Raw genomic sequence first — 25,201 nt, 5'->3', positions numbered from 1 at the left:
TTTTAGAAAGAAGACTATAAATTGAAACGTACTGTAGTTAATCAGGTTACGAGTGAAAAAATCACTTTTTTACAAACAGCTGAAGAAACCGATGGGAAATACCTATCTATAGAAGCGGCTCTTCCACCTCAAGGAAATGGAACACCCTTACATATGCATGATGAATCCGAAGAGAAGTTTGAGGTTGTTTCTGGGAAGCTGACAGTTACATTAGGGAAAGAGCAACATATTTTAGATGGAGGCGACCATCGACTTGTTACATTAGGTGTAGCACATACATTTACAAATAATCATGATGAGTCAGTAGTGTTCCGTGTACGTTTGACACCACCAAGTCAATTTGAACAATCTGTACGTATCCATTATGGTTTGATTGAAGATAGATTAGTGGATAAAAAAGGGAATCCGAAATCATTGGCACACACAGCATTGATTTTATCGATGTAAAATACGTTAATTGTGGGTATTTCACTTAGGTTGCAGCGCTCCTTATTCAGTGTCATTGTGAAACGTGCGCGTAACAAGAATCGGTACCTAGAGTTGGAGAAATATGCAGGAAAAGAATTAAAGTAGATCCCGGGTACCGGTTTATCAAAATCATCCAGTTGTAATGAGCTATTCGTATAAAATTTTGCTGTTATTACTGTCACGGTGAACCTTACCATAAGTAAATGCGGTTTATAAATAAATTAGAGCTACTCTGTGAATATTAAACAAGAGTAGCTCTAATTTTATTTGCAGTGTGATTTATTAGTTAATGTGAATATATCAATTTCTCTAAAAGCCCCCAATTTTGGCGATTACAATTCGAATTGTTTTTTTTCAGCCTTATATGTAATATGATTAGATTAGTAAAGAGGCGCCTGATCATAAAGTTAACCAATCGGGCTATTAAGGACTGTGGATCTCCCATTTATGCTTCTTGCTACAAATAAGCCTAGCTCGAGGGAGTTATACTACCCGTTATCACGGTATAAATATTAATAATAGAAGTGATTTTTAAGCTCAAGGAAAGAGGCACATTATGAACAAACCATCCATTTATGGATTAACATTAGATCAATTGAAGGAGTGGCTTTTAGCGCATGGTCACAAACCGTCTAGAGCATTACAAGTGTGGGATTTACTTTATAGAAAACGTGTAACGGATTTTTCTGACATGAATGAGGTAAATTCGGAATGTGTTCAATTATTGGCGGATACCTTTGTGATTCAAACATTAACACAACACATTAAGCAAGAAGCCGCAGACGGAACGGTTAAATTTTTATTTAAATTACAGGATGGCAGTTTGATCGAGACGGTCATGATGCGACATAAATATGGGTTATCTGTTTGTGTTACGACACAAGTAGGCTGTAACATTGGCTGCAGTTTCTGTGCGAGCGGATTATTAGCAAAAAGTCGCGATTTATCAGCTGGAGAAATTGTCGAACAGATTATGAATGTTCAACTTCATCTCGATCAATTAGAAAAAGACGAACTTGTAAGTCATATTGTCGTAATGGGAATTGGCGAACCATTTGATAACTTCAATAATCTATTAGATTTCTTAAATGTTGTTATAGACCACAAGGGACTTGCGATTGCAGGTAGAAGAATTACTGTTTCGACAAGTGGAATTGTTAATAAAATTTATGAATTTACGGATGCGGCAATCCCTGTAAACTTAGCGATCTCACTACATGCACCAAATAATGAACTGAGAACGCGTATTATGAAAATAAATCGTGCCATGCCGATTGAAAAGCTAATGGAATCCCTGAAGTATTATTTAGCCAAAAATAACCGAAGAATTACGATTGAATATATTTTACTGAAAGATGTAAATGATCATAAAGAGGAAGCGGAACAACTTGCTGAACTTTTCAGTGATATTAAGGACCGATTGTATGTAAACTTAATCCCGTACAACCCGGTGGATGAACATAGTCAATATCAAAGAAGTGAGCAGGAATCGGTGTTAGCTTTCTATGATACGTTGAAAAAGAATGGCGTCAATTGTAAGATCCGTCAAGAACACGGTACGGATATTGATGCAGCTTGTGGACAGTTACGAAGTAAACAGCTTAAAAAAGATGCCCAGCAGTAAGTGATAAAGTGAACCTTCAATTAGTGGGGGTTTTGACATGTAGGACGTGCTAATGCCCGTTATTGCAGGATAAATTGAGTACAGAACTACTTAATTTGTAATTTGGTGAAACAGAAGTAAAAACCGAACTTTGCTATATCACGGAGAACCTTACCATAAGTAAGTGAGGTTTTTAATTAAATAAAAAACTAAGGCCGATTTTCTATTAGTTTAGAAAACCGGCCTTTATAAATCATATAAAGATTTTTTCAGGAACTTTTATTACTGTGCAGTTAATCCGCCATCGATAATGAATTCAGAGCCTGTTGAGTAGCTTGAATCATCAGAAGCTAAGAATAATACCATTTTTGAAACTTCTTCTGGTTGAGCAACACGTTTTAATGGAATGTGTTTAGAAAATTCTTCAACTGCTGCTTTTGTATCTTCTTGTACTACCATTGGTGTAGCGATTACACCTGGGTGTACAGAGTTTACGCGGATACCCATTGGTGCTAAGTTGATAGCAGCTGCTTTTGTCATCCCACGTACTGCGAATTTTGTATCTGTGTAACCTATAGCACCAGCAACTAAGCCGTTCATTGAAGAAATGTTGACGATTGAACCGCCTCCAGCTTTCATCATTGACGCTGCTACAGTTTTCATACCTAAGAATACAGACACTTGGTTAATATCTACGATGCGACGGTATTCTTCGACAGTAACATCAAGCATATTTTTCGCCATAGTAATACCAGCGTTGTTTACTAATACGTTTACTGGACCGAAAGCTTTTTCAGCTTTCGCAATAACTGTTGCCCAATCTTCTTCAGATGTTACGTTTTGTTTAATGAAAAGGGCATTTTCACCTAATTCAGCCGCGAGAGCGTTGCCTTTTTCTTCATTTAAATCTGTTAAAATAACCTTTGCACCGTTTTCTATGAATAACTTTGCGTGTGCCGCACCCATACCTTGTGCTGCTCCCGTAATAATTGCTACTTTACCTGATAAACGACTCATTTAAAAAGCTCCTTAAAATATATTTTTAAAAAGTGATAGTTAACTATCACTTTTTTACACTTCCTAGTAAACAACTTTCCGGTTCGAAAGTCAATCCAAACGGCTGTTATTTATTATGGCTGTATATAGCATAAAAATACATCCTTCATCATCGCGAGCTGCTTGTCCGTAGAAAGAAGCATGGTGAGATTGGTATCATGGATTGCCAGGCTTGATTTGTATGTGAATAAGCTGAAATTTTGGACCATCGTCATGATAAATACATCCAAATCTACATCTGGTCTTAAAGAGCTATCCTGCTTACCCTGCTCAGCCAATGTAAACAAAATACTGGCTAATCTGCTTCGTGCAAATAAGTATTCCGCATATTGCTCAGTCGATTCCGCAGCTAATTTTTCATTTAAATCAAAGGACTCGAAAAATTTCGCTAAACGTAGCTGTGGATCATTCGTAGCGTTTATATAATAATCCAAAATTTGCTCGATTTTTTCGTATGCAGTTATCGTCTGCTCGACAATCTGCCCTATATACTTGGCCATTTCATCAGTAATCGCATTCGAAGCCGCAATCACTAAATATTCTTTTTTAGGAAAATAGCGAAATAACGTCGCAATACCAACGCCAGCAGCATCGGCAACATCTTGCATTTGTATATTTTTCACACCTTGCTCCAAAAATAAATCCTTTGCAATCTGGATAATATTTTGACGGCGTTGTTGCTTTTGTTTTTCTCGTTTACTCATTTTCGTCACTCCAACTGTTCTTCATACATTTATTGTAACATGTACCAACTTGTATTAGCATCGAGGGGAAATCATAGGTGAAAATGCTAAAATTCTAGAGTTTACTTTAGTCTTCTTAAAAACCTAAATCATTCAGTGTTAAATTTCAATAAGATGCGATTGAAGGTAATACGCTGACGATTAGTGAAATAAAAGTGGGGCTTGAGGGAATCACGGTCGACAGTAAAACAATACGTGAGCATTTAAAAGTCATTAAGCACCATGATGCAATTTAGTATGTTGAGGATAATTTCTTAAAAAAAGATGATTTTTTAGTAGGACAAATTAAAATTCAGGAGGAAATGGATGGACTCATGAGTTGGGTTGCTCATAAGGCATATGCGATGAAATATTTTGAAGACTTCAGTACATTAGTAGCTGCTAAAGTGGGGTCTTTCTCTTAATCTTTTTTCATAAGCCGTAAATTGTTCTTAAAACCGCATTTAGACATGTTACGGTGAGCCTTATCATAAGTAAGTGCAGTTTTTTCAAAAGAATATCCTTCAAAATTTTATTTTTATAAATAATAACGAACAAAGGGTATGTGAAAAATAGTTATTTCACATACCTTATTTTCAATAAAGGGTACTTCCTTGATATGTGTTGAATCATTATATAGAAAACATAAATAAATTTTTTGTTCAACAAAAAGACAGATAAATGAAAAATGAATTACTGCCTTCAATTTAAGTGCAGTCCAAGTTGATCAAGCAAATTTTGAGGATCAACCTATAAATATGCCACGCTTTGTTCCATCAAGTAATCCATATAGTTCGTGGGCATCTATTTGCGAAACATCTTCCACATTGAATGATACTAACATTTCGTCCCCCCCTGAATCTATTTATTCTTTTTACTCATTTTTGAAACAGAAATTACCATTGCTTCGTCTAACGTTTAACAATAAAAGGAGGTGCTCTATGACGCAACTCGAAAAGTTTATACATGAGCATGGTGAGGAGTTATTGAGGCTTGCTTATATCTATGTGAAAAATAAGCAAGCCGCAGAAGACATTGTACAAGATGTGCTACTCAAAGCATTTGAAAAGCAAGCATCATTTCGTGGGGAGGCCACGTATTGTACTTATTTGTATCGAATGACGATTAATCGTAGTTACGACTATTTGCGAAGTTGGCATTATAAAAATACGACTGTCAGCGAAAAAATTCAACGTTTATTTGGTCGATCGACGGAGCAAGATGTCGAAACACAATCAGAAAAACGTCAACTCGTACAAGCTGTTCTTGCATTACCGCTGAAATACCGTGAAGTCATTGTATTTACGTATTACTTAGATTATTCGTCAGAGGAACTTGGCACGTTGCTTAATTGTTCACCGGCAACGGTACGTACAAGACTTGCGCGTAGTCGTGAAAAACTTAAATCAGTGCTAAAGGAGGATGGCTTTGATGGAACGATTGAAAACGGGTATTGATGAAGTGATTGGCGAAAAGCTTTGGATGACGGAGGACCTCGCAAGGAAAATGGCCCAACCAAGAAAAAAATCTACGCATACTCCGATATACGCAATGGTAAGTTTCGTTTCAATTGCCGCCTTATTTCTTACGATTACATTATGGCCAGCCCAACTAGGGATTTTAAGTACTGCTACAACAAAGGAGCTTGGTGTTCACGGAGAACTATTTAATACTTATTTTGAAGCAATTGATGCAAAAGATGCAGAAACGCTAAATCAAGTAGCATCACCAGCATACGGTGCTACTGTCGAGGAGCTATATAACAAATATGAACATATGGATTTTTCAAAAGCTGAATTTTTAAGCGAACTTGATGGCATCATTTGGATGAAATTTGTGGTGTTGGATAATGAAGGTGAAAAGTGGGATGATGTTGTTACGTACTATCAAATCGTAGATGGCAAAATATATGACCACGTATATGACCATCCGTTTTACATATATAAGCATTTTGATATGGAAGAAGCACAGGCGCAAGCTGTTTTTGGTTTCGGTGGATATCGTAATAACAGTCAATTTGTGGCAATTAATAAAGGTAAATTGCTTGTAAGCGGCTCCCGTTCCTATAATAAAATGGAATCAACCATCGAGTTGTACTTAAAAGAGATTGGCGAGGAATCCATGTTTGAACAATATCAGCACCCCCGCCTTGTCTACAAAGACAATGGGAAGGTTTTGCAATTATCAGCAGATGGATTTGACATCACCTTTACGAGAGAAGGTGAACGTATTTTAGTGGATAACCAGGGTGTTGAATATTATCAGCAAGGAAGATATTAAAAAACAAGCCACGGTATTATTCTTGAGTATAGGGAAGTTCATTTTTTCTAGTTTGTACAGTCTGAAGTGATATCCATTAACTATTACATAGGATAGGAAGTGGATAAAATCAGGAGAAAATTGAGTACTAGAATAATGTATTTACAACTTGAAAAAATAATGACAAAAAGTCGCTCGAATGGTGTTTGTACAGAGTTATGAAAATAACTAAATACTAGACAAAGTTATTATTATTGAAAAGTAAGCTATTACCATAAAGTTATATACTTTTATGGTAATAGCTTACTTCCTATTAGTTTAAAATAAAGTTTTAAACCTTTTGCTAACTATTTAAAAACGGGAACTTTTTTCAGCAAAACAGAAACTGGAATGGCTATAATGATCCCCACAACATTTTGAACGATGTTTCCAGGAATAGAGGCCAAGGGTATAATCCAACTACCGTATAGAACTCGTTCACAAATGTAATAAACACCTAACATAACAGGAATCGAGATAATAGTAGCTAGGAGATTGAAAATAATACTGTTTCCTTTGCGTCCGAACGACCATGCAATTTTTCCAACTATATATCCTTGCAGGCCACGTGCCACAAAGGTGAAGGGTGCCCACAATGTCCATCCAGATACTAAGTCAAATATACCCATTCCTATAGCACCGGCGAGTGCTCCTTTTTTAGGACCAAATACAATGGACGCGATAAAGAGCATAGCTGTTCCAAGATGAACCAACCCCCCATTTGCAGCGATTGGTAGTCTAATATTTAAAATGAGAGTTGAAACGAATACGAGTGCTATTAACATTGCTGTTAGGATTAAATCAAAAGTGCGTGAGTTTGTATAACTTCTTGTTTTAGGCATAGTCAAAATCCTTCCTTATTTTTTTTTATAAGGTTCAAGGGATAATTGTTCCCTTGGGATCCTTACTTTTTAAATCAGTTTCACATTTACTGATAACCTTAGCAAAGGATTGGTATATTTAAAAGTATCAATATAGAGAAAAATGTAGGTGTCAGTTTGTAGAAAAATCGGAAAGTTTGAGTGTTAAATCATGAAAGGAGGAAGCCGATCGATTGTATCGATGATGCTATGCTAATAAAGAAATAGGGGTCACAGAAGATGGACTTACTTCTCAATATCAAAAAAAATGAAATAATTTGAAAACTGATAAATCTATGTGGATGGGGAGTCGTTTTCGTGCTGTCTAGTTCTCTCACAAGGTTGCTCATTCAACTGGCTCACGCTGCCAAACTAGTTTCGTCAAGCAATTACCCGCCGTATTATCCAGATCCGAGGCTCGTTAAGGAAGGCATAGTTACAGGCAACAGAGCCAATGAGTTCATAAATATTAGTTTAAATGAGGCAAGGGAGAGTTCGACGCTTACGTTTAAAGAAATAATGCCATCACAAATGTGTTGTAGTATGAGTCATTAATGAAACTGTCTTTTTTCATGAGGCCTTCTTTTTCAAATCCGAGCTTTTCATACAATTCGATTGCATGAGTATTATCTTCTCGAGTGACGAGACTAATTTTTTTCGTCATCCGATTTAAGGTGGCCCAATGAATTAATTGTTTCATTAATTTTCTGCCTATACCTTGTCCAATAAACTTTTCACTAACAACAATTCCTAACGTTCCTACATGCTTCATTCTCTTTTTTTGACTAGAATTAATAGACGAAATACCTATAATTTCGTCCTGAAAAATTGCCAGCAATATTATGGAGTTCTGTTCTAGACGTGTAGATTCTATAAACTCTTTATACTCCTCTAAATTACGGTTAAATTCATTTTTCCCAAATGAAAGAAAATCTGTTTCTCCACCTACGACATTATAGAAATCGATTATCTGTTGGGCATATTCTTTCGTCGCCTCTATTATCTTTACTTCATGGCCATCTTTTAAATGGAATTTCTTCATGTTTTTCAGCTACTTTCTATTTTGGATGAATGCTAATAGTTCAAGTTTAGATCAAAGGGGCAGACAATGTATAGTAAAGCAAAGTAGAGTAAAGCATAACAAAATACTGTATCTTATATAAGAAAGAAAAAAATTCATTTCAGGTGATACTAATGTTTTCTCTAACTAAAATTTTTAATAAGAGTTTTAATAGGCCAGAAGGAGTTACATTGATCCTTACTGCCCTTTTCACAATGGTAGCAAGTGAAATTAAAGTAATTCCCTTTGACGAAGAAGCTTTTCGTTTTGGGCTAGGCGGTATTGCTTTTTTTCTGCTAATTCTGATCTGGACACCAGCCTCTATTATAAGGACAGGTATCGTTACTGGTTTAACAGTTGTTTGTTTTCGTCTATTTGAGGATATATTATTTGATGAGGTGCATATAACTATTAGTTTAAAAAACCACTTACCTGCTTTTTTATTTTATTTTTTATTTTCAGCGGGTTTACACTGGATTAAAATTGAAAAGTATAAAACGTTCCCATTTGTTTTAGGTGCATGGGCCGCGTTGTTTGAATTTATCGGAAACTGTTCTGAACAGCTTACGAGGTATGGATTGTTGCACCATACAAATATAGATTTTTGGGATTTGTCCTTGATAAGTGGGGTTGCATTGTTTCGTAGCTATTTTGTAGTGGGGTTATATAGTTCCATTACAATTTCTGAACAAAAGAAACGGATGCAAGAAATGCTGAGAGTCGGTTCTGATTTATATGCTGAAACGCTTTATTTACAAAAATCTATGAATCATATTGAACAAATTACTGCCTCTAGTTATGATTTGTATCGGCAATTAAAAAAGATAGAATTGCAACCACTAAGTATTCAAGCATTACGTATTGCACAGGAAATTCATGAAGTTAAAAAAGATTCCCAACGGATTTTATCAGGGCTTACGAAAATAACTGTACAAAATAAAAATCAGCCTCCTTTTCTTTCGGATATTATAAACCTTGTTATTGATGCAAATGAAAAATACAGCGAACTATTAGGAAAAAAGATTACCTTTCAACGAACGATACCGACTAATTTTGAAACCGATAAGCAAATTCCTCTTCTTGCTTTGTTAAATAACTTAACTGCAAATGCCGTTGAATCCATCATAGACAATGGTCAGATTAGTGTTGAAGTATTCGAGGAGTCGATAAATACTAATTTCATTATAAAAGATTCAGGCAAGGGTATTCTAAAAGAGGATATACCCATAGTCTTTGAACCGGGTTATACAACAAAATTTAACGATAAAGGCGTTGCCGCAACGGGTATTGGACTATCTCATGTAAAAGAGATTATTTATATGCTGAAAGGACAAATTGAGATCGAAACACCAGCACAAGGCACTATTTTTCGAATCTCCATTCCAACTGAAAACATACGAAAGCGAGTGGAATAATACTGCGTTATTTTATAGTAGATGATGATAAAGCTAGTAGAACTATGCTAAAGAAAATAATAACGGAAGGAGATCTTGGTTTTGTCATAGGGGAGGCTGAAAGCGGAGCAAGTTGTATATCCTCTGTCATTAAAATGCAACCAGATGTAGTTTTAATCGATTTATTAATGCCAGTATTAGACGGTATTGAAACCATTGAACAATTAAGGAATCAAGGATATCAAGGTCAATTCATTATGATCTCTCAAATTGTTAACAAAGAAATGGTGGGAGAAGCTTATGAAAAAGGGATAGAATTTTTTATACATAAGCCCATAAATCGCGTGGAGGTACAAAGTATTCTAAAAAAAACTGCTGAGCAATTTCGTCTAAGAGATTCTATACTATCTATTCGGGAATCATTAGAAAAAATTGGTCCGAGTCAAATTGGGAAGAGAAAGCAAAGTGTAAAGGAAATCGTACTGTCTATACTCAACGATATGGGGATTATTGGAGAATCAGGAAGCGACGATATTGTATCTATTATTGAATTTCTCATGAACCAACGTGAAGTAGCTGCTCAATTACCACCTTTAAAAGATTTATACGAGTCTGTTGCTACCAAGACAAAGTCCCATCAAGTTGATGTGAGAAAGGAAAGCAAGGCAATTGAGCAACGCATACGTAGAACGATTCTGGTAGCGGTAAATAATTTAGCTTCTTTAGGCTCAATTGATTATACAAATCCCGAATTTGAATACTATGCTCCTCGGTATTTTGACTTTCAAGAAATTAGAAATCAAATGATACATATAAGAGAAAGTAGCAAAGAGGAGGCAAAGATAAAAGTTAATAGTAAAAAATTTCTTCAAGTGCTGTATTTAGAAACAAAGGACAAATTCAACCTTCAAGGTGAAAATAAATAAAATTATAAACGTCGGATTTTGTCGGATTTTATAAGTCCCTTTTATAATATTGTAAAAGCTATTTTGGATATAAGAAAGCGTTTTCAATATAAAAAGGGGTGTTTTAGATGAAGAAAAAGTTTAAGTTTACTTTGGCATATCAAATTCTTGTCGGGCTCATACTAGGAATCTTTGTAGGAGCAATTTTTTTCGGAAATCCTGCAGTAGAAACTTATTTGCAACCGATTGGAACCATATTTATAAACATGATTAAAATGATTGTAGTCCCAATTATTATTTCTACTTTAATCTTAGGAGTTGCGGGGACGGGAAGTATAAAGCAGTTAGGTAAACTGGGTGGAAAAACGCTAATTTACTTCGAAATTGTTACAACAATCGCGATTGTTGTTGGTTTACTGGCGGCAAACATCTTCCATCCAGGAGCTGGATTGGATATGTCAACATTATCCAAAGGTGATATAGATCAATATGTTCAAACGAGTGAAGAAGTACAACATCATGGTTTTGCGGATGTAATTGTCAATGCTGTGCCAAGCAATATTGTGAAAGCAATGTCGGAAGGTAATATGCTAGCGATTATCTTCTTTTCTGTACTTTTTGGGTTAGGTATTGCAGCGATTGGTGAAAAAGGAAAACCGGTGCTTGCATTTTTTCAAGGTACCGCGGATGCCATGTTTTGGGTGACGAATCTAATTATGAAGTTTGCTCCATTTGGCGTATTTGCTTTAATTGGTGTTACTGTTTCAAAGTTTGGATTGGAATCGTTGCTGCCACTTGGAAAGCTAATGATACTCGTCTACGCTACGATGATCTTTTTTATAATTTTTGTGCTAGGTGGCATAGCAAAGTTGGTCGGTATAAATATTTTTCATCTTATGAAAGTATTAAAAGACGAACTGCTATTAGCTTATTCCACTTCAAGCTCTGAAACAGTATTGCCGAAAGTAATGGAGAAAATGGAGAAGTTCGGTGCTCCAAAAGATATTGTATCTTTTGTCGTACCAACAGGATATTCTTTCAACTTGGATGGATCAACTCTATATCAAGCTATTGCAGCGATTTTTATCGCGCAAATGTATCATATTGATTTGAGTATTACGCAGCAAATTACATTGGTTCTAGTGTTGATGCTTACATCCAAAGGAATCGCTGGGGTGCCAGGAGTTTCTTTCGTTGTCTTACTAGCTACTTTAGGAACTGTAGGTATTCCTCCTGAAGGACTTGCATTCATTGCTGGTATTGACCGACTTCTTGATATGGCACGGACAGTGGTAAATGTAGTAGGTAATTCTCTTGCTACCATTGTTATGTCTAAGTGGGAAGGGCGGTTTGACACGGTGAAAAAAGAGGAATATTATTCTTCCTTAAAATAAGCACACAAATTAGAATGTAAATAAAACCGGCTATCCAATTTGGAAGTCGGTTTTTTCGTGTGTTATGAAATAAAAGGTGACAATAGCGAGGCCATTATTTTTGTCATGTACATATAGTATTAAAAAATAGAAAAGAAGGTGTAAAAATGGATGACAATAAAAGAAAGCACAATCCTCCAAACAAGCGAAAAAAACAACCGAATTTTCTCTTTTTAATGGTTGATCAAGAGCGCTTTCCTACTGTTTATGAAACGCAGGAATTAAAGGAATGGCGGAAAGAACATTTACCGACCCATGAACTATTAAAAAAGAACGGAATGGAATTCTTAAATCATTATGCAGGGAGCAGCGCCTGCTCTCCAAGTAGAGCAACATTATATACCGGGCAATATCCCTCACTTCACGGGGTAACACAAACTCCCGGAGGCGCAAAAGGTTCATTTGATCCAGATCTATTTTGGCTTGATCCAAACACGGTGCCAACGATGGGAGATTACTTTCGAGCTGCGGGATATAATACTTTTTGGAAAGGGAAATGGCATGCTTCGGATGAAGATATATTAATTCCAGGTACAAAAAACCAAGTTGTAAGCTATAATCCGATAACAGGAGTTCCAGATAAAGAAAAAGAAAAAATGTATGAAAAGGCAAACCGTCTCGATTCTTTTGGATATTCCGGTTGGATTGGACCAGAGCCCCACGGAGCAAATCCACGAAACTCTGCCTCCTCCGCAGGAACTGGTACGAGTGGACGAGACGAGGTGTACGCTAGTGAAACTGTCCAACTAATCAAGTCACTGGATGAAAAGTCAACGTGCCATCATGAGGATAATCCCTGGTTTATCATGTGTTCTTTTGTAAACCCTCACGATATTGCGATTTACGGGGTACTATCAGCAATTTCCCCAAACTTTAACTTTGAAGTGGATCCAATGCTTCCATACATTCCGCCTGCTCCTACAGTTGGGGAGTCTCTTCTTACTAAACCTACGGCTCAAGAAAGTTACCGCACCACATACCCCAAGGTATTACAACCAATCATAGATAACAATTTCTATCGCCAACTATACTATAGCTTAACAAAAAAGGCAGATCAGGAAATGCATAAGGTTTTCAAGGCACTTCAACAATCCAGTTTTTATGATAATACGATAATACTATTTACATCCGATCATGGAGAACAACTGGGGGCACATGGTGGTCTCTATCAAAAGTGGTATAACATGTATGAAGAATCCATTCATGTCCCATTGATTATTCATAGTCCTACTCTTTTCCCTAAACAAATTGGCACCGAAATGTTAACAAGTCATGTCGATATCCTTCCTACATTGTTGGGACTAGCAGATATAAACGTAGAAGAGATTCGTAAAAAACTTTCAAACGATCATTTGGAGGCACAATTATTAGTTGGAAGAAATTTAACACCACTAATTAAAGGAAATGAACACTTCTTACGAGCAAATGAACCTATCTACTTTATGACAGATGATGATGTCTCGAAAGGTTTGAATCAAACAAATCCAGTAACTGGAATACCTTATGAATCAGTAGTCCAACCAAACCATATCGAAGCAGTGATTACGACGTTAGAGACGGGAATAATGAAAGAAAAAGAGACTTGGAAACTAGCTCGCTACTTCGATAATCCACAGTTTTGGTCGAGTCCGTGTAATGTTGACATAACGATAACTGAAAAAAACAACTTCTGTGTGACGACTATAAAAGAAGAGCCGGTCCCAGAGCAATTTGAGTTATATAATGTTACAAGAGATCCGTTAGAACGGGTAAATCTAGCAGACTCTTTACTTGCAACATCCGAATCGATCATTATCCAACAAATATTAATAAAAATGCTGGAAGAACAATGTAAGCAAAAAAGGCTTTCACCAAAAAGTGGGGAATTTTCTGATATGTCTTGAAAAAGTTTAATTAGTAACCATGAAAAAAGAGAGTTGCTAAGCTCAACTCTCTAGAAGATTATGTTTAATTGTATGTACTAGAGGAATATGAAAGTATATGAGTTTTTATGCATTAACAGGTTAATTTCCGCTTCAGGCGGAAGGTCCGTGAGCCTCCTCACTTCGCTGAGGGGTCTCACTTGGACACGCTTTTCCCGCTGGAGTCGCCCCTTCCGCTCCAATCAACAGCACACAATAGAAAGACAATATGCTTCTGGTAATAGGTTCGTTTTTAGGGGAGAAAACATTTAATAACTACCTAATGGGGGACACAATTCGCATATGAATTGTTGCCTTCCTTTAGGTAGTTATATTAATGCTTTAGTCAATTTGGCAGACTAATTAACGCATCAATACACACAATAATTGAAGACACCGCATAAATTTGTAGGGTGTTGTTGAAACAAATGCTAAAATTGTTGCGATTTAGATATACTAGACTTATTTTTTGAGAGAAATTTGAAATTATATGTTAATATAAATCTGAGTATTGCGAAAACTTTTACTTGAACTAATGCCGCAGTTTAGTTGAATACGCACATGAATCTCTTGATTTAGGTTAATCGTAAGAAAGATAGAAGTTTCGAATTTCTTGGAGGTGAACTTATTGAAATTTAAGTCACGAAAAGATTGGTGGTTATCCATTATCGTTTGGATAGCTATGATTTTTGTTCTAGGAAGTGGTGTTTATGTACTTGTTGATAAAACACTGGATATTTTGGGATTTATAATTACATTTTCTCTTTCTATTATTTTACCAATTTTTATTTTATGGATGTGGTTAACCACCTTTTATGTCATAGAAGATAACAACTTAATTATCAGGTTTGGTCCTTTTAAAAGAAATATTCCATTAGACAATATAACGTCTGTAGAAAAAACAAAGAACCCATTATCAAGTCCTGCGTTATCTATAAAAAGGCTTGAGATTGTATACGGTCAATATAATTCTGTACTCATTTCTCCTTTTGATAGAAAGGGGTTCATAAAAATTCTCTCCAAACGGTGTCAGCATATCAAAATCAAGAAGTTCATATTTTGAAGGATAAGTAAGGTAATGCAATTTATTCAACTAATGGGTGCTTTACTTCAATGAGGAGTAAAGCTTTTTTTACTAACGCAGCAGTTTAGTTGAACAAACAGAATTAAAACGAAGAACCAAAGGGGCAATGCTTATGGAAATACAATGGCTAAGTGGGCAATATTCAGAAGATAATAGAATCTTTGATTCGTTGTTTGAAGCTTATGAATGGACGGATTCATTATATCCGGAATTTTTAATTTACTTAGTTAATAAAGTTAATGTGGGGTATGCAACTCCTGATGAAAAAATAATAGATTATTTAACTGATTTTATACCTAAATGGGCAGATTACCTAAATGTAAAGGTGACAGTAATTAAAGAAGTAACTGAGAGAAATGGCAAATACATTTATAAAATTTGGACCTCATACAGTCGTGAAAGTTAAGGAAATGTTGAGCTACCATGAAAATTAATTTCTTCAAGAAAAGAAAAATGACAATACTTAAGAAGACCCCTCCTTAATCGTTAAAAAAGGGGAGAGCGGAGATTAAGCGGTCTATTGTTTTCGGTAGACTATTAATATTGACTCCACTACCCATTTTCATTCTTTGCACTTCATAGAAGGCTAATGGGGCAGTTTAGTTCAACAAGGAAAATAAAGGTATAACATTGAATTGGAATAGTTAAGGTGAGATAAAAGAGGGGGGAAATGATTGAAAAGGCAATTTGCAGTATTGTTACTTTTATCATTATTGTTAGTTGGTTGTAGCGATGAGGAGAGAGTAAGACCAGATTCGCCAATGAATGCAGCATCCTTGATGAAGTATCAAATTGATATTCAAAATTACGACGGATTTCAATCGTTATTTTATGAAGGTGCAGAGAATTCGATTTCAGAAATTGAATTTAATCATTTTAAGGACATTTTAATAGAGGGTTCTAATTTTAAAGATTACGAACTAATTACAATGGAGAACGGGGAAATGTTATTGGTTGAATTTGCACCCCTATTAGACAATCAATCGGAATATAAAATTGTAAATGTTATGATTGTCCCAAAGGAATTGAGGCAAATATTCAACCCCTGATTCTTCAACTAATGGGTGCTAACTTTACTTTCAGAAGGAGTAAAGCCTTTTTGCTTGTTGAACTAACGCAGCAGTTTAGTGTAATTGATTTGTAATGAACCGAGCACCTATTTTAATAATTGAAAAGGGTGAAAAAATGAAGTTAAAATTAATCATTATAGTTATATCATTTGGTTTTTTAATTGCAGGGTGTACTGAAAGTAATCAAAATTTAGTTAATAATCCAGAAGATGCTTTAAAGACGATAGAGGTTGGAAACGAAGAAAGAGAAATAAATGTGTATGGTTCTCATAAAGTGAATAAAGAGTTAGTTTTAATTGTTTTTAGAGGTGCAATGAATGATAAGGATATTTGGGTAGCTGACGTTCATAAAGAAGACGGTCAATGGGTAGCTAAAGAAATAGTTCAAATGAATGGACCATTTGAGGAAAGTGGTGACATTCAAACCGTAATTATAAGTGACGAATTTGGATATGAAGTGGGTTATATTAAAAGCGGAGTTCCGGTTACTGAGAATTTAAACATTTTTATGGTTGAAGGGATTTCTGATTGGAAAATTTGGATTAAACAATCTAAATAAAATTGAAAACAAAAGTTAGTGAATTAGTGAACTTAAAGTAACGGGTGCTTGTGCGGCCGAGCCTAGGTCGTATCATATAGCGGGTGGGATTCCCGTCGAGAAAGAACTAGCCATTCACTCGTAGCGAGTCTTGGAGGGCTAATGGTAACAGTAGCCTTTAGGCGTAGACAGTTAGGTGGCGGGCCGAAAGCCAAATGGTTGAAGGGATTGAGCTCCATAATGTTAGTAAATTGAGAGGGCTGATGCCTTAAGCACATCAGAAAGCTATATTTTATCCATCGTTAAAGGCAAGAAGGATAAAACCTCTCTGGGGTCAGAGACCTTGGCACGTCACACATGGATATGATACGGCAACTCGGGAGACCCTACCGGTCTCTTCCTATAGAAGAGTATGGTGTACAAGCGATAATAAGCAAGGAAACCAAATGCCGTTGTAGGGAGTCGGATAGCAGCGTAGTACCTATGAAGTTGGGTAATGCCGATGGAGGAAAGGCTGCTACCAGGTTATCACCCTTACTAGTGACACATTTACTACACGCAGAGGTAGAGATAATAAGTGGAAACTAAACTATTAAGGATAGCAGAATAAGCAAATCTGATCGAAAGAGATTAGGTACATCTTGTGAATGGTGACTTGGAGGAGCCGTGTGCGTAAATAGCGCAAGCACGGTTCTGTGAGGGGGGAGGAACACAATCTACCACAAGGTAGAAAGGTTCCCTTCTACTCGACTAGTTTAATAAGGAAAAGTTTGTTAATGTTATGAAAATTGGTAAATGTGAGAGTATCAGGAAGTGATAGTGAAATTCAAAAAATAAGAATTTTTGAATCTTCTTGGAGTGTAAAACGTATTAATTTCAAAGGGGGTTATGTAATGTATCAACGTAAGAACAAAACACTTATTGTTTTTTTGACATTAATTATTTTAATATCAGGATTTTTAATTTCTGGTTGCTCCCAAGATGAAACAGAGGATCCGAATAAGACAGTAATTCAAAAAGTTCTAGAGCTTCAATTTACTGGACCAGACGAGAAGTTTATGGACTTATTGTGGAATCCTAAATACAAGACTGTCAATAATGGAATAGGAGAAAATCTGGAATTATCTAAGTATTTAGAAAAGGTATATGGAGGTTATTTCACAGAGAGCGAACTAGATTCCTTTATGATGGCGTTCGGTACTTCATATCAAAGTGTTGCTGATTTTAATGGATATAAGTTAAGTTTTAAAGAAGTCTCGATCGATCGAAGTGAGAAAATTCCGAATCGTTATACCTTCATAGCAAAGGTAGGTTATCAAAAAAATGGTGGTGAAGAAAAAACTATAAATGTAGAAGGTGAAGTCCTTTTCTCTACAAAAGAAGAAGGGAAAATCGGGAGATTTAGTTACGGAAATGACAACGGCTTTTCATATATATTGACACAATGAGCAATTGAACAATGACTTTGTTTTTCAACTAAACCAGCCAATAGTTTGTCAATATTTATTAATAAAAAAAAAATTAGTTCATGCTATACTAAAATTGTGCATGCCAAATAACCTTTCAATTTTCTGCTTTTGGAAAGGTTTAGGCTTTTTAGTTATATTTTAAAACTAGGTAAGATCTTGGAAAAATGATTTGTTTTTTAAAAGTGCATAAATCCAATGTAAAAGCTTATTTGCACATGCTATTACAGCTACTTTAAAGGGCTTTCCTTCTTCACGTTTCTTATCATAAAACTCCCTTAACCTCTTATTTCGAGGAATGAGTTCATCTGTCGTTTTCTTCTTGCGACTATCACGAATGGCACTTTTAACGGCCATATATAAGGCATGTCGTAGTCTACTAGAACCTCTTTTGGTAATCCGATTCAAAAACACTTGGATCAATTCCTGCAAAGGCAACTAACTTTTTAGGATGATTAAACCGATCGATCTCCCCAATCTCCGAAATAATCGTTGCTGCGATTTTCTCACCAATACCGGGGATGGATTGGAGAATCTTATATTCTTCCATGCTTTTTGCTAAAGCATCTATCTCTCTTTCCAGATCTGATAGATGTTTTTTATATTCTAGAAGCATCTTAATATACATATTTATGCTTAAGATAAGACTATTGTATAAGGTTTTCTGGAATGGGTTGCGATCTGCGGCAGCCTTTAACTTTTCTGACTGACTGTTTGCCCATTTTTGAGAACGACTTTTACAGAATTCCTTTATTTTTTTGGCGACTGTTTCTTCACGTGTTGCAATCACTTCCTCAGAAGTAGGAAATGCTTGTAAGGTCAGTAAGGAGACATCTGAATAAAGATCTCCAAAGACCCCACAGTATTCAGGAAATACTTGATCTAAAACGGATTGGAATTGTAGTTTAGTTTGTACATACATACCTGTAATATTTTCATGTTGTCTTGTAAGATGACGTAAATTTAAGAGCTGGATTCCTCGCTGTTTATAAGGCTCTAAGTCCTCTTTATAAAACATCTCGCAGAGATGACGAGCGTCTATGATATCTGTCTTTACTTTACGTAAACTGGAACTTTTTGCTCGATACGAAACGAGTGGATTAACCATGATTATTAAATAACCTCTGTCTTCGAAAAATTGGACAACTGGTGTATGATAGTGGCCAGTGGATTCCAAAACAATGGGGGGCCTTTCTCCAGAAGCCACTTCTATTTCTCTAATAAACTCTAAAAGAATTGTCAGCCCTTCCAGTGTGTGTGCTACTTTAAAGCTCTTTTTATACGGTTGTTTTTTATCTAAGAATGCTTGAACCTGACTTTCGCCTTTTGCCACATCCAGACCAATTACTGGATTCATCATTATTTTCCTCCTTGTCATACAATTAACCGGTAACCCCTATTCCTCCATGTAGTATCATAGCTTCGCTTGTTATACGAGATCAGAGTCCCAACCAGCCTCAATCATGTTTCTACAAGTAGGGGGCGAACTGTTTAGTTGACGGGATCAATAGCCCCACGGGTGCTTACGTTCTACCCCGGCTACCGCAATCATATATCGATATAAAAAAAGGTCAACCAGAAATATCTGGCTAACCTTATAATACGAACGGGTGCTTTAGTTCAAAAAGGATAGTAAAATATTACATCAAAAAACGCTCATATTCGTGAACGTTTTTACTCGTCATTTATATTGCAAATTTGCTGTTGAAATATATGTTGGTTAGCATGTACTTTCCTTTGTTAAATAATATAGCAAGCGGAAAAAGAGAAAAAATAGGTAGTATCTATTGATAAAAAAGTGCTGAGCGGACGAAATTGTATCTTCGTCTGCTTTTAAAAGAATAGGAAAGAATCTAATTTCTCATTAACCAAACCCAATGCACCGTGTCTCTATAAGTTTCAAGAGGGCGACGGACTAACATCCGTCACAAGATCCTCCATAAAAATCTTCGGTAATAGTATAGCCAGTGTTTCGTCCAAAGCATTCTGGAAATAGTAATGACAAGATGCAGTTAAAGGACAATTGCGTTTTGTTACTTAATTACCAAATAACTTTCCAATTATGATTAACGGTTGCCTTAATGGTTTGCCTTTCGAGGATATAGTTAGCAAGGATTTCGGTCATATCCATAGGAATATCTTTGACTATTGGTTTATCTTTAAACATCATATAATCTCCACCGCCTCCAGCACGATAATTATTCATGACGACATCATATTCCCCATCAAGGTTTAAAGGAGCTCCTTTATAATTTAAAGTGGTTACTCGGCTTCCAATAGGATTTCGAATATCTAGGATATACTCAATGCCTTCCCACATATCATAATTATAATGCTGAGGTTTCGGAAGAATATAAGCTGGGTTTACTTCAAGCTTACCTTCCTCGTTTAAAATAAAATAACGAGCATTTTGTTCTAACGCATCTTTAATATCTTGTCCAGATAAACGAAGAACCTTCAATGTATTTGGAAACATATAGTTAGAAATAATGTCGCGCATTGCTACATTTGGTTCAAAACCTGGAGAAGAGTTATTAAATAGTGATGTATTTGAAATTTCTACTCCAGCAGTTTCCATTTGTACTTTGTTTATAAATTCGATAAGTGGATGATCGCTAGTTCTAACTAGTAGCGGGTCTTTGATCAACATATCGCCTGCAATCATTCCGATCGGTTGGTCAAGCCACTTCTGTGTTTCTTCTTCAAAATAGGAAGTCATTTTTAGAATCTCTTCGTCGCCATTGACATCATCTACCGTTAACAACTCAGAGGTTTTGTCTACAATTTCATTTTGATCATTCAAAGTAAGGACTACTTTGCCCAAAAACTGCCCGTTATTAGAAGGTTGGATAATTTCTACGCCGTTAATATTGCCGGTTAAAGAGCGATGTTGGTGACCTGTTAGTAAAACGTCGATTCCTTCAACCTCTTGGCATATGGCATAACCTTGGTTTTCACCGGTTAAATTTTCAGTCGGTTCACCTGTTTCTAAATCTCGTTCAAAGCCACCGTGATATGAAACGATCAGAACATCTGGATTTTCATTTTCATTAATATATGCAACCCACTTCTTCGTTTCATTTAGACAATCTTTAAAATTCAGACCCGCTATATTATGTTCATTTTCCCAATTTGGTATGTAGTGAGTCGTGACGCCTAAAATGGCTATTTTCACTTCATCAATATTTTTTATTATATATGGGCGGCCGAAATAAGGCTGATCAGAACTTTCACTCACAATATTTGCAGAAAGCCACGGAAAGTTAGATTCACTGACAGCATGATCTAATACGTCCATACCATAGTTAAATTCGTGATTTCCAATAACTGCAGCATCATAAGACATGTGATTTAATAGTTGAATCATGGGGTTTTTTTTATCTTTTAGAAATTGTACATAATAGTATGTTAAAGGGGTACCTTGGATTAAATCGCCATTATCAATCAGAATTAGCTGGTCATCTAGCGAGCGTTCCTGCATAATTTTTGTAGCTAGTTTTCCAAAACCTAGGTCTGCCGCTTTATTATTTCCGTAGTTTAAAGGATAGATGCTTCCGTGAATATCGCTTGTTTGAAGTATGGTAATTTTCTTCATAAATAATTATCTCTACTTTCTTTTTAGGGTTATTTTAAATAATAATAGACTAGCCTGATATCTTCAATCATAACGAAAAATCCGAATATTTCTTCAAATTCTTTACAAAAAATTTAATTTATTTACAATAATCCTGTGGTATAATTTATTTTGCAAAACAAAAACAACTTTGGAGGCTACGTAAATGATTAAGAAATTATCAATACTTGTTTTATCATTCGCTTTAATTGCGGGTATTTTAGCTGGTTGTGGATCTTCGGACGAAGATGGAAAAACTGCTTCTGGTTATGAACCAAAAGAGCTTACAGTTCAATTCGTTCCATCCCAAAATGCTAGCTCCCTTGAAGCAAAAGCCAAACCACTTGAAAAGCTATTATCCGATCAATTAGGAATTCCAGTAAAAGTTAGTGTTTCTACAAATTACAATACGATTATTGAAGCAATGGCATCTAAAAAAGTAGATGTTGGATTTTTGCCACCAACTGCTTATGTATTAGCTAAAGAGAAAAATGCAGCAGAAGTTATTCTTCAAGCGCAACGTCTTGGTGTAAATGAAGATGGGACACCGTCTTCGGAATTAGTGGATTTTTATAAATCATTATTTATCGTTAAAAAAGATTCAAACATTAATAGTGTGAAAGATTTAAAAGGAAAGAAAATTGCGTTCCAAGATGTTACATCTTCAGCAGGTTATGTGTGGCCCGCAGCAATGCTAATGGATAATGGTATCGATCCTCTTAAAGATGTACAAGGGGTTACAGTAAAAGGACATGACCAAGCAGTTCTTGCTGTTCTAAACGGCGATGTGGATGCAGCGGTAATATTCCAAGATGCTCGTAATATAGTAAAAGGTGACTATCCAACTGTATTTGAAGACACTAAAGTTATTCAATATACAGAAAATATTCCGAATGATACGATTGCTGTGCGTACAGATATGAGTCCAGAATGGAAAACAAAAATTCAAGAAGCTTTCATTAAAATTGGTGAAAGCGAAGAAGGACATGCGATCGTTCGTGATATCTACTCACATGAAGGTTATGTGAAGTCAGACGATAGTAAATTTGATATCGTTAGCGAGTACGCTAAAAAAGTAAAAACGGAATAGAAAACAAATTTTTTTGAATAACATTGCCCAACCATTCTGATATTAACGGAATGGTTGAGTTTTTTTTTCAAATTTTATAACAGAAGAAAGTTGGTTGTGACGTGATTGAGTTTAAAAATGTTACAAAGGTTTACCAGAATGGGACAAAGGGTCTAAACGATATTAACTTAACCATTCATAAAGGTGAATTTGTTGTCATTGTAGGGTTGTCAGGTGCAGGTAAATCGACGTTACTTCGATCAATCAATCGCCTACATGAAATATCAGATGGCGAAATTTTAATAAATGGAAAATCTATCACAGCTGCAAAAGGATCCGAGCTCCGTAGAATACGAAGAGACATTGGAATGATTTTCCAAAGTTTTAATTTGGTGAAACGTTCTACGGTATTAAAAAATGTACTTTCTGGTAGAGTTGGTTACCATTCAACTTTAAGAACAGTTCTTGGTCTTTTTCCAAAAGAGGATATTCAACTTGCGATGAAGGCATTAGAACGAGTAAATATTCTTGAAAAATGCTATTCACGTGCGGATGAGCTTTCTGGTGGTCAACAACAGCGCGTATCGATTGCCCGCGCTTTAGCACAAGAAGCACAAATTATTCTTGCTGATGAGCCAGTGGCTTCCTTGGATCCTTTAACTACTAAGCAAGTAATGGACGATTTAAAAAGAATTAATGAAGAGGATGGAATTACCACAATCGTAAACTTACACTTCATTGATTTAGCAAGAGAATACGCAACTAGAATTATTGGGTTAAGAGCTGGGAAAGTTGTTTTTGATGGTCCCGTCGAAGAGGCCACGGACGAAATGTTCTCTGAAATTTATGGTCGTGCGATTAAAAAAGACGAGCTACTGGGTGAACAATCATGACGAATGAAAAAAGTAATAAAACCATTCCGAGTCCTCCTACAAAAACAAAACATATATTTACTGCTGTATTTGTTCTATTGATAATCTGGTTGAGTGGAGTAAGAACAGAAGCATCTCTTTCGGAGTTATGGACAGGTATTCCGAATATGTGGGACTTATTAAAACAGATGTTCCCGCCTAATTGGGGCTATATAGATAACATTACACCAGCCATGCTTGAAACAATTAGAATGGCTGTTTTGGGGACAACTTTTGGTTCTATTATTGCTATTCCAATTGCTTTACTGTGTGCTAGTAACATTGTTAAAGCTACTAAGTGGAATTATCCTGTGCGTTTTATTCTAAATTTAATTCGTACAGTACCGGATTTATTATTGGCTGCTATTTTTGTAGCAATCTTTGGATTAGGTCCACTTCCTGGTATTTTAGCATTATCTATCTTCTCAATTGGTTTAGTTGCAAAGCTTACATATGAGGCAATTGAATCTATTGATCCAGGGCCACTGGAAGCAATGACGGCCGTAGGTGCAAACAAAATACAGTGGATATTCTTCGGTGTTATTCCGCAAATTTTAGCACATTATACATCGTATGTTTTATATACCTTTGAGGTTAATGTTAGGGCTGCGGCTGTTCTGGGACTTGTAGGAGCAGGAGGAATAGGTCTGTATTATGATCGCACACTAGGGTTTTTGGAGTATGATAAAACCTCTACAATTATTATATATACACTTGTTGTGGTTTTATTAATAGATTATATTAGTATGAAGTTACGGGAGAAGTTAATATGACAGAGAAATTAACTAAACCGAAGAAGAAGCATTTGCAGAGATACGTTATCATAGGTTTGTTGATTCTTCTATATATTTGGGCGTTTTCCGGTATGCCATTGAATGGCTTTAAAGAAACTGCTGGTCAAATTTCAAAATCTATTTTTAGTGGAATTTTTCATCCAGATTGGGATTACGTATATCTTCCTGAAGGGGAGGATCTTCTACGAGGTTTATTAGATACATTAATGATCGCAATTTTAGGAACATTTATTTCATGCTTTTTATGTGTTCCATTTGCCTTTTGGGCAGCGAATAATATGAGTAAAGGAAAGGCTAATCCCGCAGTGGGTAAGTTTGTTCTTAGCTTCGTGCGTACTTTTCCAGAGATAGTAATGGCTATATTGTTTATAAAAGCAGTAGGACCTGGTTCGTTTGCAGGGGTACTGGCTTTAGGGCTACACTCAATAGGGATGTTAGGTAAATTATTCTCCGAAGAAATTGAAAACCTCGATATGGGACCCTCCGAAGCTTTACTTACTACTGGAGCTAATCGATTTCAGATTCTATGGTTTGCCGTTTTACCGCAAGTATTACCGGGCTTCTTATCGTACACGTTATATCGTTTTGAAATTAATGTACGTTCTGCAGCCATTTTAGGTATTATTGGAGCGGGTGGGATAGGTACACCTTTAATATTTGCGTTAAGTTCTCGTGACTGGAGCCGAGTAGGGATTATCTTGTTGGGTATTATTGTAATGGTTACGTTAATAGATATAATTTCTGGATATTTCAGAAAGAAAATTATATAAGAAAATCTCTCTTTTAGCACGCAATGATGCTGAAGAGAGATTTTTTATTTATGCTTTTATAGGATTTATGTAAAATATTTGCGGGTAAAAAGTCTTTTCAAAATTCAAAAGATTAAAGATTCAAAGGATTTATGATACACTCACGAAGTATATATTTTGAACTATAAAAGAAAAAATTATGTTGGC

General features: G+C 35.8%; 22 protein-coding genes and 1 pseudogene. 17 read left to right on the top strand and 6 right to left on the bottom strand.

Features of this window, described 5'->3' with window-relative positions; genetic code table 11:
* Positions 1-21: 21 nt before the first annotated feature.
* Together PB01_RS20410 and rlmN are read left to right on the top strand one after the other, a co-directional pair.
* Positions 22-447 (top strand): cupin domain-containing protein, encoded by a 426-nt coding sequence (locus PB01_RS20410; RefSeq protein WP_151701868.1) that lies wholly within the window; start codon positions 22-24, stop codon positions 445-447.
* Between the two features lie 577 nt (positions 448-1,024).
* The gene (rlmN, locus tag PB01_RS20405; protein WP_151701867.1) at positions 1,025-2,092 is read left to right on the top strand and encodes a dual-specificity RNA methyltransferase RlmN; all 1,068 of its coding nucleotides are present in this window, start codon (positions 1,025-1,027) and stop codon (positions 2,090-2,092) included.
* Between the two features lie 261 nt (positions 2,093-2,353).
* Here the strand turns inward: rlmN and PB01_RS20400 are convergent, their stop codons facing one another.
* Complete coding sequence (locus PB01_RS20400; protein WP_151701866.1) at positions 2,354-3,088, bottom strand: glucose 1-dehydrogenase; 735 nt, start codon at positions 3,086-3,088, stop codon at positions 2,354-2,356.
* Between the two features lie 113 nt (positions 3,089-3,201).
* Positions 3,202-3,831: a TetR/AcrR family transcriptional regulator gene (locus PB01_RS20395; RefSeq protein WP_151701865.1), complete on the bottom strand. Its 630-nt coding sequence runs from the start codon at positions 3,829-3,831 to the stop codon at positions 3,202-3,204.
* Positions 3,832-4,790: 959 nt separating this feature from the next.
* Here PB01_RS20395 and PB01_RS20385 point away from each other — a divergent pair.
* Positions 4,791-5,306, top strand: coding sequence for a sigma-70 family RNA polymerase sigma factor (locus PB01_RS20385; protein ID WP_151701864.1), 516 nt, complete (start codon positions 4,791-4,793; stop codon positions 5,304-5,306).
* Positions 5,281-6,129 carry a hypothetical protein gene (locus tag PB01_RS20380; protein ID WP_151701863.1) on the top strand — a complete coding sequence of 283 codons (849 nt, stop codon included), beginning with the start codon at positions 5,281-5,283 and terminating at the stop codon, positions 6,127-6,129. Before PB01_RS20385 ends, PB01_RS20380 begins: the two co-directional genes overlap by 26 nt.
* Positions 6,130-6,455: 326 nt before the next feature.
* On the opposite strand, the gene PB01_RS20375 is transcribed toward PB01_RS20380, so the two are convergent.
* Together PB01_RS20375 and PB01_RS20370 are read right to left on the bottom strand one after the other, a co-directional pair.
* Entirely contained in the window at positions 6,456-6,989 is a 534-nt protein-coding gene (locus PB01_RS20375; protein WP_151701862.1) for an ECF transporter S component, read from the bottom strand.
* A 526-nt stretch (positions 6,990-7,515) separates the two neighbouring features.
* Positions 7,516-8,049 (bottom strand): GNAT family N-acetyltransferase, encoded by a 534-nt coding sequence (locus tag PB01_RS20370; RefSeq protein ID WP_151701861.1) that lies wholly within the window; start codon positions 8,047-8,049, stop codon positions 7,516-7,518.
* A 209-nt stretch (positions 8,050-8,258) separates the two neighbouring features.
* Here PB01_RS20370 and PB01_RS20365 point away from each other — a divergent pair, with 209 nt between their 5' ends.
* The 9 genes from PB01_RS20365 to PB01_RS20325 all read left to right on the top strand — a co-directional run bounded on the left by PB01_RS20365 (position 8,259) and on the right by PB01_RS20325 (position 17,840).
* Positions 8,259-9,482 (top strand): sensor histidine kinase, encoded by a 1,224-nt coding sequence (locus PB01_RS20365; RefSeq protein WP_225986115.1) that lies wholly within the window; start codon positions 8,259-8,261, stop codon positions 9,480-9,482.
* A 2-nt stretch (positions 9,483-9,484) separates the two neighbouring features.
* Complete coding sequence (locus PB01_RS20360) at positions 9,485-10,387, top strand: response regulator (protein ID WP_151701859.1); 903 nt, start codon at positions 9,485-9,487, stop codon at positions 10,385-10,387.
* A 107-nt stretch (positions 10,388-10,494) separates the two neighbouring features.
* Positions 10,495-11,760 (top strand): cation:dicarboxylate symporter family transporter, encoded by a 1,266-nt coding sequence (locus PB01_RS20355; protein WP_151701858.1) that lies wholly within the window; start codon positions 10,495-10,497, stop codon positions 11,758-11,760.
* A gap of 146 nt (positions 11,761-11,906) precedes the next feature.
* Positions 11,907-13,682 carry a sulfatase family protein gene (locus PB01_RS20350; RefSeq protein ID WP_151701857.1) on the top strand — a complete coding sequence of 592 codons (1,776 nt, stop codon included), beginning with the start codon at positions 11,907-11,909 and terminating at the stop codon, positions 13,680-13,682.
* A 646-nt stretch (positions 13,683-14,328) separates the two neighbouring features.
* Positions 14,329-14,763, top strand: a complete 435-nt coding sequence (locus PB01_RS20345; protein WP_151701856.1) for a PH domain-containing protein — start codon at positions 14,329-14,331, stop codon at positions 14,761-14,763.
* A gap of 133 nt (positions 14,764-14,896) precedes the next feature.
* On the top strand, positions 14,897-15,190 hold the full coding sequence (locus PB01_RS20340) for a hypothetical protein (RefSeq protein WP_151701855.1): 294 nt from the start codon (positions 14,897-14,899) through the stop codon (positions 15,188-15,190).
* Between the two features lie 268 nt (positions 15,191-15,458).
* A complete protein-coding gene (locus tag PB01_RS20335) occupies positions 15,459-15,833 on the top strand; it encodes a hypothetical protein (RefSeq protein ID WP_151701854.1) in 375 nt (124 codons plus the stop codon).
* Between the two features lie 136 nt (positions 15,834-15,969).
* Positions 15,970-16,413 carry a hypothetical protein gene (locus PB01_RS20330; protein ID WP_151701853.1) on the top strand — a complete coding sequence of 148 codons (444 nt, stop codon included), beginning with the start codon at positions 15,970-15,972 and terminating at the stop codon, positions 16,411-16,413.
* Positions 16,414-17,285: 872 nt separating this feature from the next.
* Positions 17,286-17,840 (top strand): hypothetical protein, encoded by a 555-nt coding sequence (locus tag PB01_RS20325; RefSeq protein WP_151701852.1) that lies wholly within the window; start codon positions 17,286-17,288, stop codon positions 17,838-17,840.
* Between the two features lie 165 nt (positions 17,841-18,005).
* On the opposite strand, the pseudogene PB01_RS20320 reads toward PB01_RS20325, so the two are convergent.
* Both PB01_RS20320 and PB01_RS20315 read right to left on the bottom strand, forming a co-directional pair.
* Positions 18,006-19,215, bottom strand: a pseudogene (locus PB01_RS20320) (IS110 family transposase).
* A 684-nt stretch (positions 19,216-19,899) separates the two neighbouring features.
* Positions 19,900-21,453, bottom strand: coding sequence for a bifunctional metallophosphatase/5'-nucleotidase (locus tag PB01_RS20315; protein ID WP_151701851.1), 1,554 nt, complete (start codon positions 21,451-21,453; stop codon positions 19,900-19,902).
* 184 nt (positions 21,454-21,637) lie between these two features.
* Between PB01_RS20315 and PB01_RS20310 the strand changes: the two genes are divergently transcribed.
* From PB01_RS20310 to phnE (PB01_RS20295), 4 genes are all read left to right on the top strand, one after another.
* On the top strand, positions 21,638-22,561 hold the full coding sequence (locus PB01_RS20310; RefSeq protein WP_151701850.1) for a phosphate/phosphite/phosphonate ABC transporter substrate-binding protein: 924 nt from the start codon (positions 21,638-21,640) through the stop codon (positions 22,559-22,561).
* A gap of 101 nt (positions 22,562-22,662) precedes the next feature.
* On the top strand, positions 22,663-23,433 hold the full coding sequence (gene phnC, locus PB01_RS20305) for a phosphonate ABC transporter ATP-binding protein (RefSeq protein WP_151701849.1): 771 nt from the start codon (positions 22,663-22,665) through the stop codon (positions 23,431-23,433).
* Complete coding sequence (phnE, locus tag PB01_RS20300; protein WP_151701848.1) at positions 23,430-24,224, top strand: phosphonate ABC transporter, permease protein PhnE; 795 nt, start codon at positions 23,430-23,432, stop codon at positions 24,222-24,224. The genes phnC and phnE (PB01_RS20300) overlap by 4 nt, the downstream gene beginning before the upstream one ends.
* Complete coding sequence (gene phnE, locus PB01_RS20295) at positions 24,221-25,015, top strand: phosphonate ABC transporter, permease protein PhnE (protein WP_151701847.1); 795 nt, start codon at positions 24,221-24,223, stop codon at positions 25,013-25,015. The genes phnE (PB01_RS20300) and phnE (PB01_RS20295) overlap by 4 nt, the downstream gene beginning before the upstream one ends.
* The last annotated feature ends 186 nt before the right edge of the window (positions 25,016-25,201 follow it).

Source organism: Psychrobacillus glaciei (assembly GCF_008973485.1).
GTDB classification, from domain to species: Bacteria; Bacillota; Bacilli; order Bacillales_A; family Planococcaceae; genus Psychrobacillus; species Psychrobacillus glaciei.
Note: the sequence above shows the minus strand (reverse complement) of the source record. Positions and strands in the feature narration are given on the sequence as shown.